The 14587-nt window shown below is 39.0% G+C and carries 13 protein-coding genes; 4 read left to right on the forward strand and 9 right to left on the reverse strand.

Annotated features, from left to right (window positions below):
* Window positions 1-8: 8 nt before the first annotated feature.
* Genes moaA through IEE83_RS24015 form a run of 5 tightly spaced genes read right to left on the reverse strand, consistent with a single transcriptional unit; the run spans window position 9 to window position 3865 of the window.
* The gene (gene moaA / locus IEE83_RS23995; protein WP_194123005.1) at window positions 9-1001 is read right to left on the reverse strand and encodes a GTP 3',8-cyclase MoaA; all 993 of its coding nucleotides are present in this window, start codon (window positions 999-1001) and stop codon (window positions 9-11) included.
* Between the two features lie 12 nt (window positions 1002-1013).
* Entirely contained in the window at window positions 1014-1919 is a 906-nt protein-coding gene (gene moaCB / locus IEE83_RS24000; RefSeq protein WP_194123006.1) for a bifunctional molybdenum cofactor biosynthesis protein MoaC/MoaB, read from the reverse strand.
* Window positions 1920-1929: 10 nt separating this feature from the next.
* A complete protein-coding gene (locus IEE83_RS24005) occupies window positions 1930-2379 on the reverse strand; it encodes a molybdenum cofactor biosynthesis protein MoaE (protein ID WP_194123007.1) in 450 nt (149 codons plus the stop codon).
* 38 nt (window positions 2380-2417) lie between these two features.
* Window positions 2418-2657 carry a MoaD/ThiS family protein gene (locus IEE83_RS24010; RefSeq protein ID WP_194123008.1) on the reverse strand — a complete coding sequence of 80 codons (240 nt, stop codon included), beginning with the start codon at window positions 2655-2657 and terminating at the stop codon, window positions 2418-2420.
* 17 nt (window positions 2658-2674) lie between these two features.
* Window positions 2675-3865 carry a molybdopterin molybdotransferase MoeA gene (locus tag IEE83_RS24015; protein ID WP_194123009.1) on the reverse strand — a complete coding sequence of 397 codons (1191 nt, stop codon included), beginning with the start codon at window positions 3863-3865 and terminating at the stop codon, window positions 2675-2677.
* Window positions 3866-4416: 551 nt separating this feature from the next.
* On the opposite strand from IEE83_RS24015, the gene IEE83_RS24020 reads away from it, so the two are divergent.
* Both IEE83_RS24020 and IEE83_RS24025 read left to right on the forward strand, forming a co-directional pair.
* Window positions 4417-5118: a lytic transglycosylase domain-containing protein gene (locus IEE83_RS24020; protein ID WP_228101953.1), complete on the forward strand. Its 702-nt coding sequence runs from the start codon at window positions 4417-4419 to the stop codon at window positions 5116-5118.
* A gap of 128 nt (window positions 5119-5246) precedes the next feature.
* Window positions 5247-5690: a peptidylprolyl isomerase gene (locus IEE83_RS24025; RefSeq protein ID WP_194123011.1), complete on the forward strand. Its 444-nt coding sequence runs from the start codon at window positions 5247-5249 to the stop codon at window positions 5688-5690.
* Window positions 5691-5766: 76 nt separating this feature from the next.
* Here IEE83_RS24025 and IEE83_RS24030 read toward each other — a convergent pair whose 3' ends face one another.
* The 3 genes from IEE83_RS24030 to purH form a co-directional block, all read right to left on the reverse strand.
* A complete protein-coding gene (locus IEE83_RS24030; RefSeq protein ID WP_194123012.1) occupies window positions 5767-7386 on the reverse strand; it encodes a sodium:solute symporter family transporter in 1620 nt (539 codons plus the stop codon).
* A 167-nt stretch (window positions 7387-7553) separates the two neighbouring features.
* Window positions 7554-8429 carry a hypothetical protein gene (locus IEE83_RS24035; RefSeq protein ID WP_194123013.1) on the reverse strand — a complete coding sequence of 292 codons (876 nt, stop codon included), beginning with the start codon at window positions 8427-8429 and terminating at the stop codon, window positions 7554-7556.
* 75 nt (window positions 8430-8504) lie between these two features.
* Complete coding sequence (gene purH / locus IEE83_RS24040) at window positions 8505-10040, reverse strand: bifunctional phosphoribosylaminoimidazolecarboxamide formyltransferase/IMP cyclohydrolase (RefSeq protein ID WP_194123014.1); 1536 nt, start codon at window positions 10038-10040, stop codon at window positions 8505-8507.
* A gap of 224 nt (window positions 10041-10264) precedes the next feature.
* Here purH and IEE83_RS24045 point away from each other — a divergent pair, with 224 nt between their 5' ends.
* Window positions 10265-11053, forward strand: coding sequence for an SDR family oxidoreductase (locus IEE83_RS24045; protein ID WP_194123015.1), 789 nt, complete (start codon window positions 10265-10267; stop codon window positions 11051-11053).
* A 58-nt stretch (window positions 11054-11111) separates the two neighbouring features.
* Here IEE83_RS24045 and IEE83_RS24050 read toward each other — a convergent pair whose 3' ends face one another.
* Complete coding sequence (locus IEE83_RS24050) at window positions 11112-11576, reverse strand: hypothetical protein (RefSeq protein WP_194123016.1); 465 nt, start codon at window positions 11574-11576, stop codon at window positions 11112-11114.
* A gap of 267 nt (window positions 11577-11843) precedes the next feature.
* Between IEE83_RS24050 and IEE83_RS24055 the strand changes: the two genes are divergently transcribed.
* Window positions 11844-14585, forward strand: a complete 2742-nt coding sequence (locus tag IEE83_RS24055) for a TIM-barrel domain-containing protein (protein WP_194123017.1) — start codon at window positions 11844-11846, stop codon at window positions 14583-14585.
* Window positions 14586-14587 lie beyond the last annotated feature (2 nt).

The raw sequence follows: 14587 nt of genomic DNA on the forward strand, positions 1-14587 counted from the left end.
CTAGACAATTACCCCCCAATAGCAATCATCCTCCTGTTCTGCTCATAATCCGCTTTTGCTTCTTTGGCGGTAAAGTCAATATGGCCTCCGTGTGCAAAATGCTTTTTATAAAAATGAGCATGTATTAATGAACGAATATCTTCACCGCGACGAAGAGGTGTTAAGAGGTCAATTTCTGTTGTATCAAAAAGACAATTTTTAAGTTTCCCGTCAGCCGTGAGCCTGATTCGGTTGCATCCAGCACAAAAAGGATGTGTTACCGTACCAATAATCCCAAAAGTCCCTTTTCCGTCGTTGACCCTGAAACTGTGCGCAGTATCCTGTAACTCGCCTTCCAGTTTTTCAAATGCAAATTGCTTACTTATATGAGTCAGCAAATCATTGTAAGAAACGATTTTTGACATTTCCCATTTATTCCCGTTGAAAGGCATAAATTCAATAAAACGAACGTGAAGATTTGGCTCGTCCAGTGTTAACCTTACAAAATCATTAATCTCGCTGTCGTTAACCCCTTTCATTACCACGACGTTGAGCTTGACAACAAATCCTTCGGAAATCAGGAGTTTAATACTATCCAGCGTTTTGTTGAAATGATCCCTTTTTGTGATGTTTTTAAAAGTGGTTTCATTCAAGGTATCCAGACTAACATTCAGGGAACGTACGCCTGCATTTTTCAGATCATCTATAAACTGATCAACAAACACAGCGTTTGTCGTTAAAGTCAATGAAGTTGGTAATTTTCCCAAATTTTGAATTATCTGGCCAACATCTTTCCGAATTAATGGTTCGCCGCCTGTTAATCTGATTTTTTCAACACCCATATCCACAAAAATGCCTGCAAGTGTCTGAATTTCATCCGCCTGCATCAACCATTTGGAAGGCATAAACTGCATATCCTCCTGAGGCATACAATAGGTACAACGCAGATTACACTTATCCGTCAGCGAAATGCGCAGATAAGTGTGCTTGCGACCAAATGTATCCAGTATGGGTTGAGACATTTTCAATTGTAATTAATGTTTGTTTCCTTCCATAACACTAAAAACATGAAGGACGTGCGGAAATAGTGCATCCATATATTCAGTTACGCCTCCAGTGCTTCCCGGCATTGTTAAAACCAGTGTCTCTCCTATCAAACCTGCAACCGATCTTGATAACATGGAAGTAGGAATTCTTTCCTGTCCATATTGTCTGGCCGTTTCAGCGATTCCCGGAATTTCCCTCTCAATTAATTCACTGACAGCTTCGGGAGTAACATCTCTTGGCGACAATCCGGTTCCTCCGGTTATTAATATCAATTGATAAGATAACCCACAAAGACTTTTTATTTTCTCCTGAATCGTATTTTTATTATCTGGAATGATGCTGTAATCATTCACTTCAATCCCAAGCAAATCCAGTTTTTCAATAATTTTTCTTCCCGATTTATCTTCACCAATACCTTTTGAAATACTGTCAGAACAAACAATTACCGCGGTTTTCAAATTTTCAGGAATTGCTTTTCTGTCGCTTTTCCCGCCTTTTTTCTCCAACAATTTGATATTCCGGATCTCAACACCTTTGTCAATCGGTTTCAGCATGTCATAAAGTGTAAGTGCCACAACGGATGCGCCATGCATGGCCTCAACTTCAACACCTGTTTTATAAATTGTTTTGACTGTCAATTCAATAACAATCGTCAATTCCTCAATTCTATAAATTACGCCGGTATATTCAATGGGAATCGGGTGGCAATCCGGTAATAAATCCGGTGTTTTTTTTACTGCCAGTAATCCGGCGGCTTTTGCCATTTCAAAAACATCACCTTTGGGAACAGTCTTGTTTTGAATCGCGGCAATTGTTTCCGGTTTACTGACCTGAACTATTGCCTGCGCTGTTGCAATCCTTAACGTATTGGTTTTATGGGTAATATCAACCATTGTATCAATTTTACTTATTTTCTTTCCAGATATATTCTCCGGCTGGCCCTACCAGTTCTTTTCCAAAAATCGGAACCTTGGTTTTTATTTGTTCAACAATATATTCGGACGCTTCAAAAGCCGCACGACGATGGGCTGAGGAAACAAATACAAAAAGACTGATTTCACCCGTTGGCACAAGTCCGATACTGTGATAAATATGCATACAAATCAGGTCAAATTTTGAAAACGCGTCTTCCCGGATTTCATGAAAAGTCTGTTCTGCCATTTCTTCATAAGCCGAATATTCGATTCCGGTTACGAAACCTTCTTCCTTTTCATCCGCCCGGATTTGTCCAAGAAAAATGGCATGTGCACCAATATTCACTTTGCTTTGGTGTTTAGCAATTGAATCTGCGACAAACTGAGGACTGATGGCACCCGGAACGAATACTTTTTTAGGTTTATGAAGTTTATCCATTTATTCCTTATTCTGTTATTCTAAATTAAATGATTTTGTCAACCTCCGGCAAATGGTGGTAATAATGCAATTTCTGCTGATGATGGAATAATCATCCCATCGTCCCCAATTTTTTGATTAATAGCCACTTTAAATTTTTTTTCACGCAGTTGTGGATATTTTTCAAACAGCTGCTCTTTCAAATCTTTTACTGTCATGTTTTCTTTCCCAGGAAAAGATTCTTTGGCTTGCCCCGAGATTTCTGCCAACATGCCAAAATATAAAATATTGATACTCATTTTTATCAGTTCTAATTTTACAAAGGCAATAAATGTACCTCCACCAGATCGCCTGCGTAAACATTTTGTTGAGTTACCGGCAAATAAATTAATGCATTGGCCACTGCAAAAGAACGCAAAGCAAAAGATTCCTGTCCTTCCAGAGAAGTTACCTGTGCATTAGAAACACTTGCTTTCAAAAATTCATCCCTTTCTCCGTTAAAAGAATAGGCATGAGAAATCGGCAGCTTGAATGAAGGTAAAAAGTTATCGTTTCTCCCCGACATCAATCTTAATGCGGGCAAGACATATTCATAAAAACAAACAAGAGACGAAGCCGGATTTCCTGGTAATGCGTAAAAATGATTTCCCTTAGTCTTAGCAAATAATAAAGGTTTCCCGGGTTTTTGTCTGACTTTGTAAAAAATCGTCTCAGCTTCTATCGACTCCAGCGCTTTCCCAACATAATCATAGTCACCTACTGAAACACCGCCAGTGGCAATCACGACATCATTCCGAATCGCCAGTAATTCAAGACTATTGATTGTTGATGTTAAATCATCTTGTGCGTAAAAAACTTCCACATCATTGATCCCTTCCTTAGTTAAGGCAGCAACAAGCATGGCCGAATTTGACTCATAAACTTGTCCGTCACCTAATTCCTCACCCGTTTTGACAAGCTCGTCACCGGTTACCAGAATTCCAATTTTTGGTTTACGAAATACTTCGACCTCCTGAACATTCAATCCTGTCAAAAAACCAATTGCTCCGGCTGACAGATAACTTGCTGCAGATAAGGCAATGTCGCCTTCCCGGATCTGCTGTCCTACATTTCTGACATTCAGATTTTCGGCAACAGGAAATTCTTTTATCATCACAACCCCATTTTCCACTGACGTACGTTCCTGCATGATTACCGCCGTAGCACCAGCAGGCACAGGGGCTCCGGTAAATATTCTGATGGCTGTTCCAGGTTCCAGAGAAAGCTTCGAAGTTCCTCCCGCTTTTGATTCTGAAACAACGGGAAGAGAAATATTTTCATTGGTAATATCGGTATGCAAAACAGCATAACCGTCCATGGACGATTGTCTGAAAGAAGGCAGAGAAAAAGTCGCGAGGACATCTTTCGCTAATACATAACCTGAGGCTTCCTGCACAGTCTTTACTTCTGTGGACAACGCAATTGTGTTCTCCGTAATTCTTCTTTTAGCTTCTGCTACTGTGACCATTTTTAAAGTGATGAGTCTAACTATGCAAGTTACTATTTAAAAACTGAATGAATAACAAAAATTCCGAACGAAAACCAGTGATTTCGCTACTCATTTGGAATGGTTTTATAGCAAAAAACATGTCCGGTTTGAATCAAAAAAATGTTGAAAAATAAAGATTTGAAAATTTTATTTTTCAATATAGAAAAATATACATTAAAAAAGCACAATTAATGCTATGAAATATTCATTTTGTATCTTTTGGTGATTTCCAATGATTATTCTTCAAATTGGGTTTAAACCTACAAATTATTTTTGAACCCTTTCAGAATCCGAAATTATTTCAACTTAAATTAGTGCTAATTCAAAATTAGCCAATCACCTATAAATCAACTTTTTACACTTAAATGAAATATTATTAATTCAATAGCGTTATCTTTGTCCCGTGGAATACCACCGAAAATTATGTTGAACGAAATTAAAAATGGATGATTAGATTAATCTTTATTGCCTTCTCAATTGCATCAATGGGGATATTTTCTCTTAGCAACTTGAAGGTAGAAAAGAAGGAAATGAAGTCTGAACTAACAATCAACTCCAACCTTCTTGCCATCAATTTTTGTGGCGAAAAGGTACCTCTTACGGAAATGCGCATAGCCGAGCGGTACCAGAACATGATCAGAAATTACGACACCGATTCCTTTCGTAAACTGATGACGAGCGCAGAAAAAAGGATGCGAATTATTGAACCCATCCTGAAAAAGTACGGAGTGCCTTCCGACTTCAAATACATTCCAATCATAGAAAGTGCCATGAGCCACGAAGCTACCTCACACAGAGGAGCAAGGGGATACTGGCAATTAATGCCCGCAACAGCCAAATCACTTGGCTTAACCGTAAATGGAACGGTTGACGATCGCAAACATCTAGTTAAATCCACTCACGCAGCAGGTAAGTATTTAAAAGGACTTCACCGCCAGCTTGGTTCATGGACACTTGTAGCCGCTGCCTACAATGCAGGACCAACGCACATCCAGCACCGAATGAACTCACAAAATAAAGATGACTATTTTAAGCTTCGGTTAAACGCAGAAACAACTAAGTACATTTATAAAATATTAGCAGTAAAAGAGTGGTTTTCCAATCCTAAAAGAAGCAAGGAATGGGGCAGCGGAGATGTTTTGGATAAAATGGTGCAAATAAGGGAAGAGAAAAAACTTTCTGAATTGAAACCGGATTCAAAACAATTGGCAAGAGTAGCAACTGATTCTTAATTTCTTTGGTTATATAATCATTACAATGCAAAGGAAGACTGCAATATGCTTTTCTTTGCATTTGTTATGAAATACAAGTGTATAGAAATACTTCATTTATTTTTTATCAAATACCAGTCAAAACGAATATGACAAAGGCCGAAATGATCACCGATAAAGGTACCATGCTTATCGAATTTTATGATAAGGAGACACCGATTGCTGTGAAAAACTTTGTAGATCTTTCTAAAAAAGGATTTTATGATGGACTTACATTCCACCGCGTTATTCCTGATTTCATGATTCAGGGCGGAGATCCTCAGGGAACAGGACGCGGAGGTCCGGGATACACAATTAAATGTGAAGTGAAAGCTGATAAACAATATCACGACCGTGGCGTTCTTTCGATGGCACACGCAGGACGTGATACAGGTGGATCTCAATTTTTTATCTGCCATAGCCGTAACAATACTGCTCATTTGGACGGAAACCATACTTGCTTTGGCAAAGTGGTTGAAGGCGTTGATACAGTAGATTTAATCCGTCAGGGAGATAAAATTCAGAAAATTACAATCATTGAAGAAGAAGCATAAGCTTTCATTTTCTTTGATAAAATAAGAAAGGCCCGGAAATTTTCCGGGCCTTTCTTATTTTACTCCAAATCCGGTTCTACCAGAAATGATTATATAAAATTGCGATCAAGGCGATAACAAAAGAAGCACCGATCACAAAACTGCGATGTGGCTTAAACATTGAAACGTCAATTTGTAATCCTTTTTTCTCGTCAGGCAATACCAATCCAAGAACAAACATTACGGCCACACAAATCAGGAATACAATTCCCATTCTGTCAAGGAACGGCACCTGTGTCCAGTCTGCGAAAGGGAAGTAATTGTTGTGCATTGCAAGCGCAATAAGGAAACCACCCACGATAGCGAATAATGCGCCGGCTGAATTGGTTTTTTTCCAGAAGAATCCCATAATAAAGGAAGCAAAAATCCCTGGCGACAGAAGTCCCGTCATTTCCTGAATAAACTGGAAACCACCTTTTTTATCAATTCCCATGTAAGGAGATACAACAATTGCAAGAATCATGGCTACTACTACAACCCAGCGTCCAACCCAAACCAATCGCTTTTCATCTGCATTTTTACCGATATAATTTCTGAAAATATCGAGTGTAAAAATTGTAGAAATACTATTCGCTTTACCAGCCAGGGAGGCTACAACCGCCGCCGTTAAAGCTGCAAAAGAAAGACCTTTTAAACCTGTTGGTAGTAAGTTAAGTAGTACAGGATATGCTTTATCCGGATTGATCGCTCCGTCTGCTCCCAACATTTCAGCCTGGAAAAGACCTTTGCTGTAAAGTGCATAAGCGGCAATACCAGGCAAAACAACAATAACTGGCATCAACAATTTAAGACCCGCTGCAAACAAAATACCGTTACGGGCAGTTTTCAAGTCCGCACCCAAAGCGCGTTGTGTGATGTATTGATTACAACCCCAATAGTTCAAATTCACGATCCACATACCGCCTAACAAAACCGCAAGGCCTGGAAGCTGCATATAGAATGGACTGCTTTTACGGAAGATCATGTGGAAGTGATCATCATGATTTTCACGCATCATTTTCATTCCGCTCATCAAACCGTCGATCCCCGTTTCTCCTGAGACCAGATTAATTGCAAGATAAGTTGTCGCTAAACCACCAATGATCAGGAAGAAAACCTGAATTACGTCAGTAAAACCAATAACCTTCATCCCACCAATGGTAATAATAATGGCAAAAACCGCCAGAGCAATCATACAGAAGGTAAAATCAAGTCCTGAAATACCGGAAACCGCCAGCGCACCTAAATATAGAATGGATGTAAGGTTAACAAGGATATACAAAGCCAGCCAGAAAACAGCCATAATCAAACTTACGGTTGGATTGTAACGCTGACTTAAAAACTGGGGCATTGTGTAAATTTTATTCTTCAGATAAATCGGCATGAAGAAAACGGCAACAATAATCAGCGTGGCTGCTGCCATCCATTCATAGGTTGAAATCCCCAGACCCATAGAAAATCCGTTTCCAGACATCCCGATAAATTGTTCCGCGGAAATATTTGACGCGATCAGAGATGCACCAATTGCCCACCAGGTAAGCGATCCTTCTGCCAGGAAAAAGTCTTGCGTAGATTCAGTAGTTGATTTTTTTCGTTGGTAGATCCAGTACCCGTAACCCGATACCAGAATAAAGTAAAAGAAGAATACTATGTAATCCAGGGTTTGTAACTGTTGCATTTCAAATATCAAATATTAGATGATGGATAAGCGATTTCTGTTCAATCCGAAAGGTACACTATTTTCGAAAAATAGTGCAAGTAAAAAAATGATGTTCCTTACTATTGTCGGCCTTTATTTATCATTGATGTTTAAAAACAGATTAACAAGTAAAATCAGAAGCTACTTTACTCATCAATTTTATAAGAATCGGGTAAACGGAGTGGATTATCAGGGAGTTTCAGAATGGCATTTTTCTTCGCCTTATTTTCCAGATTGCGATAACTTTCTTCAAAAGATTCCCCGTTTTTCATGTCAGCAACCAGTTTTACCAGACCGGCCTGTCCGCAATAAGCCAGCCAGTACGATACTTCCAGCCCGGATGTCATATACGCGAGCATCACCTCTTTGGGGCCTCCGCTAAAAAATCCTTTGACAGAAGCAATGTTTTTGAGTTCCAAAATATTTTGTCCGCCACCGGTTTGATACAGCCATTCATCCATATAATCAAAATACCGGCCGAGCGAATCCGGGTTATTCACAAAACGTTTATCCAGCATTAATGCCGTCCCTTCGTTAAACCATTGCGGAATATGCATTGTCGTTTTCCACCAGCCTAACCGGTCAAGCAGTTCTACATGTGACATTTCGTGACTTATCACATCCACATTCAAACCTTGTGCATTTAAAATGACATATGATTGTCCCCAGGGCGTGCCCAAACTGCACCCTGCCCCTTCCGTACTCTGACAATATTTTTGATATTCCTGTGGCGTTTCACAAACTATTATTTTCGGTTTGGCCTGTTTTCCGAGCCAAAAAGAATCAATCCGCATTTCAGCTTTTTTGATAACACCGACAATATTTTTACGCTGACTATTTTGAAGTTCGGGACTGGAATAAATATAGTCACTAACCTTTTCAAAATTTGACAAGGTTATAAGTTGACATTGAAGAACCTGAGGATAAAGAAAAAAATAACCCGGAATAACTAAAACCAACCCGATCAGAAGAAATTTGCCAAGAGCGGCAACACGGGATTTAAATAATGGGTTGGTTTTCAATGAGGCACGCTTTAATACAAATTGATTTTAACACGACGTCTCAAAAATAACGAAACGCCGTGCTTAAAATTAGAATTAATGTTTAAAATGACGAATTCCAGTCGTTACCATTGCCACGCCATTTGCATTGCAATAAGCAACAGAATCTTTGTCACGGATAGAGCCACCTGGTTGTACAACTGCCGTAATTCCTGCCTGAGTCGCGATTTCAACACAATCAGGGAATGGGAAAAACGCATCAGATGCCATTACCGCTCCTTGCAGATCAAAGCCAAAATGTTTCGCTTTTTCAATCGCCTGACGAAGCGCATCAATACGCGATGTCTGTCCTGTTCCGCTTGCGAAAAGCTGGTTTTCTTTGGCAAGAACAATCGTATTTGATTTTGTATGTTTACAAACTTTCAAAGCAAATTCCAGAGCAACCAATTCATTAGCTGTTGGCGCTTTTTCGGTTACAGTTGTCATTTGTTCCGCTGTTTCAGTTGCAAGATCTTTATCCTGTACCAACACACCGTTTAATATTGTTTTGAACATAATTCCTGGAAGTTCCACAGATTTACGCTTCAACAAGTTTCTGTTTTTCTTTGATTTCAACAATTCCAATGCGCCTTCTTCAAAATCAGGAGCGATCAGAATTTCCATGAAAAGTTTATTCAGTTCTTCTGCCGTAGCCAGATCAACCTTAACATTGGTGATCACAACACCGCCAAAAGCAGAATCCGGATCACAAGCCAAAGCGTTCAGATAAGCTTCTTTTGCAGTCGCAGCCGTAGCAACACCGCAGGCATTGGTATGTTTTATAATGGCGAATGTTGGATCTGAACCAGCGAATTCATCGATCAAACCGATACATGCGTCAACATCTACAAGATTGTTATAAGACAATTCTTTACCGTGAAGCTTGTCAAACATTTTATCAAGATCACCGTGGAACGCTGCACTTTGATGAGGATTTTCCCCGTAACGAAGTGTTTGTGACGGCAATTTTGTAAAGTTAAACAAGGCATCATCTGCGCTTGAATCTTTCGAAAGGAAATAATTATTGATCGCACCGTCATAGTGAGAGGAAACGCCAAAAGCCTCTCCCGCATACCAGCGACGATCTTCAAGATCCGTACTTGCAGATTTCTCCGTCAACAGTGTAACAACACTTTCATATTGCTTGCGCGAAGAAACGATCAGCGTATCCTTGTAATTTTTCGCAGTAGCACGAATCAGAGAAATACCTCCAATGTCTATTTTTTCAATAATATCTTCCTCTCCGGCACCCGAAGCAACGGTTTCTTCAAAAGGATATAAATCCACAACAACCATGTCGATTGCAGGAATATTATATTGAGCCGCCTGCGCTACATCTCCCTCATCATCACGACGATACAAAATTCCACCCATAATAGCAGGGTGCAAAGTTTTTACTCTTCCACCAAAAATGGATGGATAACCTGTAAGTTCTTCGGCTGCGGTAACCGGAATATTCAGATTTTCAATAAAAGTCTGGGTGCCACCTGTGGAATAAAGTTTTACACCATTTTCATGCAAAACACGAACAAGCGGTTCAAGACCGTCCTTATAGTATACAGAGATAATAGCGGATTGGATTTTTTTAGACATTGGTCAATATTTGACGGTAAACATTACAAGACTTGGGCAATCAAAAAACAAAACGCAAAGGTAATTTTTAATTGTTAATTGTTAAGGGTTAATTGTTAATGTGTGAGCATAATAATCCCAAGAAATATAATTATGCATAAAAAAATGATATTTTAATTAAATTAACCATCTCTCACACTCCTTTTACATTAACAATTTACCATTGACAATTAACCATTAAAAATATGAATCTTGACTTAACAGGAAAAACGGCCGTAGTTTGTGGCAGCACGCAGGGAATTGGATATGCATCAGCGGTTGAATTGGCACTTATGGGCGCTAATGTTACGCTTATGGCGAGAAATGAAGAAGCGCTGAGAGAGGCTGTTGAAACTTTGGACACTTCGTTAAATCAGCTGCACCGCTATATAGTAGCTGATTTTTCCGATAATGAAAATGTAAAATATGCGATTCAGGAATATTTAAGACTATGTCCGGACGTTCATATTCTGATCAATAATACCGGCGGACCATCTGGTGGACCGATTATCGATGCAGAAACGGATCAGTTTATCAAAACTTTCCAGATGCATGTTGTGAACTATCAGATCCTTGCGCAGGCTACTGTTCCGAGTATGAAAAAAGCGGGTTTTGGAAGAATTGTGAATATTATCAGTACTTCTGTTAAACAGCCGATTGTTGGACTTGGCGTTTCCAATACAATTCGCGGAGCGGTGTCGAGCTGGTCGAAAACAATGTCGCTTGAACTTGGACCCTTTGGAATTACTTCAAATAATGTGTTACCAGGTTTTACAAAAACGGCTCGTTTGAATGCTGTTGTAGGCATGCGAAGTGAAACGCAGGGGAAATCGGTTCAGGAAATTTCCGATCAGATGGAATCACAAATTCCGATCAGAAGATTTAGCGAAGCTTCGGAAGTTGGCGCGGCCGTCGCATTTTTATGCAGTCCGGCGGCAGGAAGTATTAGTGGCGTTAATTTGCCTGTGGATGGAGGGAAGACGGAAAGTATGTAAAATATTGGTTGAATTTCCGGTCGTTAAACTATTTCAGACTTTAACGACCGGAAGTTAATTACTTAAAACTAAACCAGCGATTTCCCATTGAATTGGAATATCCCAGTTGCGCAACTATCTTTTTATTTTTATATAAGTACAACGTAGTCGTTAGTGACCCGATTCTAACTAAATATTTCACATCCAGTTCTCCTTCCGAAACCGGCAAGTTCATATAGTCCACGGGATCAGAATCTTTTCCAACCAAAGCTTCAAAAGTTTCATTGATTTTTATACGCGGATCGTCAATGTAAACCTCACCAATTAATGCGTTATTATCTTTTTTGACAAAAGTCACCGTGGCAACTGCTGATATCAGAGAATCAGATCCTATTATTTTTTGGGTCTTTGCATCTTGAATTATATATTTTATTTCGTATTCACCGACGAGGTTGGTGGTAAAATCAACTGGCGGGTCTTCTTGTTTGCAGGATTGAAAAATTATAAAGGCAAGAAGAAGGAATAAGTATTTGAAATTTTTCATGTTACTATTATTGGCTAATAAATAATTACTATTTGTAACTTTAAAAGTACAAATAGTAATATACCTGACAAACAAAATTGAATTATTAAATATCGGTTACATAAACTAACATTTGTAACAATTAAAATCAAATATTTAAACCCCTGAAAACGACCAATATTAATGCAAGAAATACCAACAGTTTTTATTAAATTTGGATAATAAACATTTTATTTTGTTTTATTTAAATCCAGCTTTATTCAAACTCTGTCACCTTGGTAAGCTTGCATGAATAAACTTTTCCTGTTATTTATTTTCCTGGTTTTTCAAATTTCCTTACACGGGCAAAGTGCGGGCGACTTTGTCAATTATGAGAAGTCAGGGGAAAGCCTTATCATTCAGGGGACAAAAGGGGTTTTAAAAATTCAGGCTATTACGCCGGAAATCTTCAAGGTTCAACTTCTGGATTCTAAAACCAGCGTTGCTTACGATAGTTCTTACACGGTAAGCTTAAAATCAAGTAGCCCGATCAATCTGATTACTGAATCAGGAACTTCTGTTCAGCTATTATTTGAAAAATGTGCGTTGGTCATTAATAAAAAGCCGCTTTCTGTTGCTTTAAAATCTGGTGATGAAATAAAAATAAAGGAAGATCAAGGCATCAGGTATCTCAAAGATTCTGTTTTTCTATCGTTTGTTATAAATCCTTCCGACGTATTTCATGGTGCCGGCGCACGGCCATTTGGTCCGGACCTGAACAAAAAGGCATTTGAATTTTACAATACCTGGGAGTTTGCCTATTATGATCAGGCGACCGGGTTGTCACAAAGTTTTAATGTTCCCTTTGTTATTTCCTCTCACAAGTATGGTTTGCTATTAGACAGTGATCAGCCGGGTTTTATGAGAATGTACATTGGCGCGCTCGACTCAACTAAAATAAATGTAGAAATCGTAAGTTCCGGAAAGTGGGCTTACTATCTGATCAATGGCGATAACAATGATGAAATTCTTGAAAACTATACCTTACTCACCGGAAAACAACCACTTCCTCCGCGATGGGCACTAGGTTATATTCAGTCAAAATTCGGATATAAAAACCAGAGCGAAGCGACAAACGTTGTAACAAAACTTCAAAATCAGGGATTCCCGATTGACGCTATTGCGCTGGATTTATACTGGTATGGTGATGAAACAAAGATGGGAAATCTGGATTGGTATAAACCCAATTGGCCAAATCCGGAAGATATGATGAAAAAATGGAGCGCGAAAGGTGTCAAAACCATTTTGATTTCGGATCCTTATATCACTACCAAATCCAACAATTATAATGTGGCTGAATCTCTGTCACTTTTTGCCAAAAGATACGATTCTGGCCAAACTTACATACAGAATATCTGGAATGGCACAGTCGGACTGCTGGACATTTTCAATCCCTCGACCCAAAAATGGCTTTGGGAGAAATATAAAATTCTGAGCTCTCAGGGTGTTGGTGGCTGGTGGACAGATAAAATAGAACCGGACTATCATCCTAATGATGCTTCTCATGTCATTGGCAACTCCCGCCAGATACACAATTTATATTCACTTTTTTGGGCTCGAAATCTATATGATAGTTTCAAAAATGACTTCCCCGAAAAACGATTATTCAATCTTACACGCTCCGGATGGGCGGGTTCCCAACGATATGGCGTACTTCCATGGAGTGGTGATGTTGCCCGTTATTGGGCAGGATTGAGGTTGCAGATTCCAATAATTGTTCAGGCCGGAATGTCCGGAATTGCTTATATGCACTCGGATATTGGAGGTTTTGTAACGATGTCAGATAAAGTTGATAAGGATGAAGAATTGGATATGCGGTGGTTTCAGTTCGGGACTTTTACGCCAGTTTTAAGAAATCACGGACAAAGGCCGGATCCGGAGCCATTTAATTTAAGTGAGCCATTTTACAGCGTCGTCAAAAAATATCTGAACATACGTTATCAGATGCTTCCATATCTGTATTCTCTTTCCTGGAAAAACAGTATTTCTGGTCGGCCTATATGTTTACCAATGGATTATTTTGAAAATAAAACAGCACTTGGAAGTATTAATAACCAGTACTTTTTGGGTGAAAATCTATTGGTAGCGCCTGTGCTTTTACATGGTATGCCTTCACGAGAAGTAGTTCTGCCAGAAGGAAAATGGTTTAATTTCTGGACAAATGAATTATTTGCAGGAAGTCAGAATATTTTCCCAAAACTTACTGTGGATGATATTCCGGTTTATGCAAAAGCCGGAAGTTTTATTCCACTTTCAACCTCTTCAAAAAAATCGACGGATTACTATACTTCTGATAGTCTGACGGTGAAATTTTTCCAGGACATTACAGTTCCCACTTCCAGTTTCACAATGTTCCATGATGATGGTGCTGATCCAAATTCTTTGACAAACGGAAAATATGAGCTGGTTGATTTTTACGGTCATGTCTGGACTGACAGTATCCAAATTGTGACAAAAAGAACGAAGGATTACGATAAAACTTTGTCAAAAAGAAGCATGGTTTATGAAATTAAAAACCTCACTTCTCCGCCGCTTTCATTAAAAATCAATGGCGAAAATTTTACTGTTGTTCAACATGCAAATGAATTCAGCAGTACCGCAGCTTACTATGACATTACATCAAAACAACTCAAAATCGGATACGAATGGGATTGCAAAATACCTTTAACAATTTCAATTATTCGAGACGGACTTTCGGTCATCACAGCAACCGAGCCGGTTTCCGAAGAGAATATCTTAACAGTTTTCCCGAATCCAACTTTGTCCGGCGATCCTTTATCGGTAAAAATCAAATTCCCGGATTCAGGCAATTATGATTTTAAAATCTATAATAATCTGGGAACGGTTGTCATCTCACAAAAACTTGGAAAACAACCAAAAGGAAAAACAATGGACCTCCGTTTAAACGTGCAAAAATTGAAAGGGGCCTATATTGTCAAGCTAAAAAATGACAAAAATAACATCGAAACCAAAACGATAATCATTGAATGAGT

Origin of the sequence: Dyadobacter subterraneus (genome assembly GCF_015221875.1) — a bacterium.
GTDB lineage: Bacteria > Bacteroidota > Bacteroidia > Cytophagales > Spirosomataceae > Dyadobacter > Dyadobacter subterraneus.

Coding starts and splice junctions, on each gene's coding strand:
- moaA (WP_194123005.1), bottom strand. CDS start 1,001: ATGTCTCAACCCATACTGGATACATTTGGTCGCAAGCACACTTATCTG.
- moaCB (WP_194123006.1), bottom strand. CDS start 1,919: ATGGTTGATATTACCCATAAAACCAATACGTTAAGGATTGCAACAGCG.
- IEE83_RS24005 (WP_194123007.1), bottom strand. CDS start 2,379: ATGGATAAACTTCATAAACCTAAAAAAGTATTCGTTCCGGGTGCCATC.
- IEE83_RS24010 (WP_194123008.1), bottom strand. CDS start 2,657: ATGAGTATCAATATTTTATATTTTGGCATGTTGGCAGAAATCTCGGGG.
- IEE83_RS24015 (WP_194123009.1), bottom strand. CDS start 3,865: ATGGTCACAGTAGCAGAAGCTAAAAGAAGAATTACGGAGAACACAATT.
- IEE83_RS24020 (WP_228101953.1), top strand. CDS start 4,417: ATGAAGTCTGAACTAACAATCAACTCCAACCTTCTTGCCATCAATTTT.
- IEE83_RS24025 (WP_194123011.1), top strand. CDS start 5,247: ATGACAAAGGCCGAAATGATCACCGATAAAGGTACCATGCTTATCGAA.
- IEE83_RS24030 (WP_194123012.1), bottom strand. CDS start 7,386: ATGCAACAGTTACAAACCCTGGATTACATAGTATTCTTCTTTTACTTT.
- purH (WP_194123014.1), bottom strand. CDS start 10,040: ATGTCTAAAAAAATCCAATCCGCTATTATCTCTGTATACTATAAGGAC.
- IEE83_RS24045 (WP_194123015.1), top strand. CDS start 10,265: ATGAATCTTGACTTAACAGGAAAAACGGCCGTAGTTTGTGGCAGCACG.
- IEE83_RS24050 (WP_194123016.1), bottom strand. CDS start 11,576: ATGAAAAATTTCAAATACTTATTCCTTCTTCTTGCCTTTATAATTTTT.
- IEE83_RS24055 (WP_194123017.1), top strand. CDS start 11,844: ATGAATAAACTTTTCCTGTTATTTATTTTCCTGGTTTTTCAAATTTCC.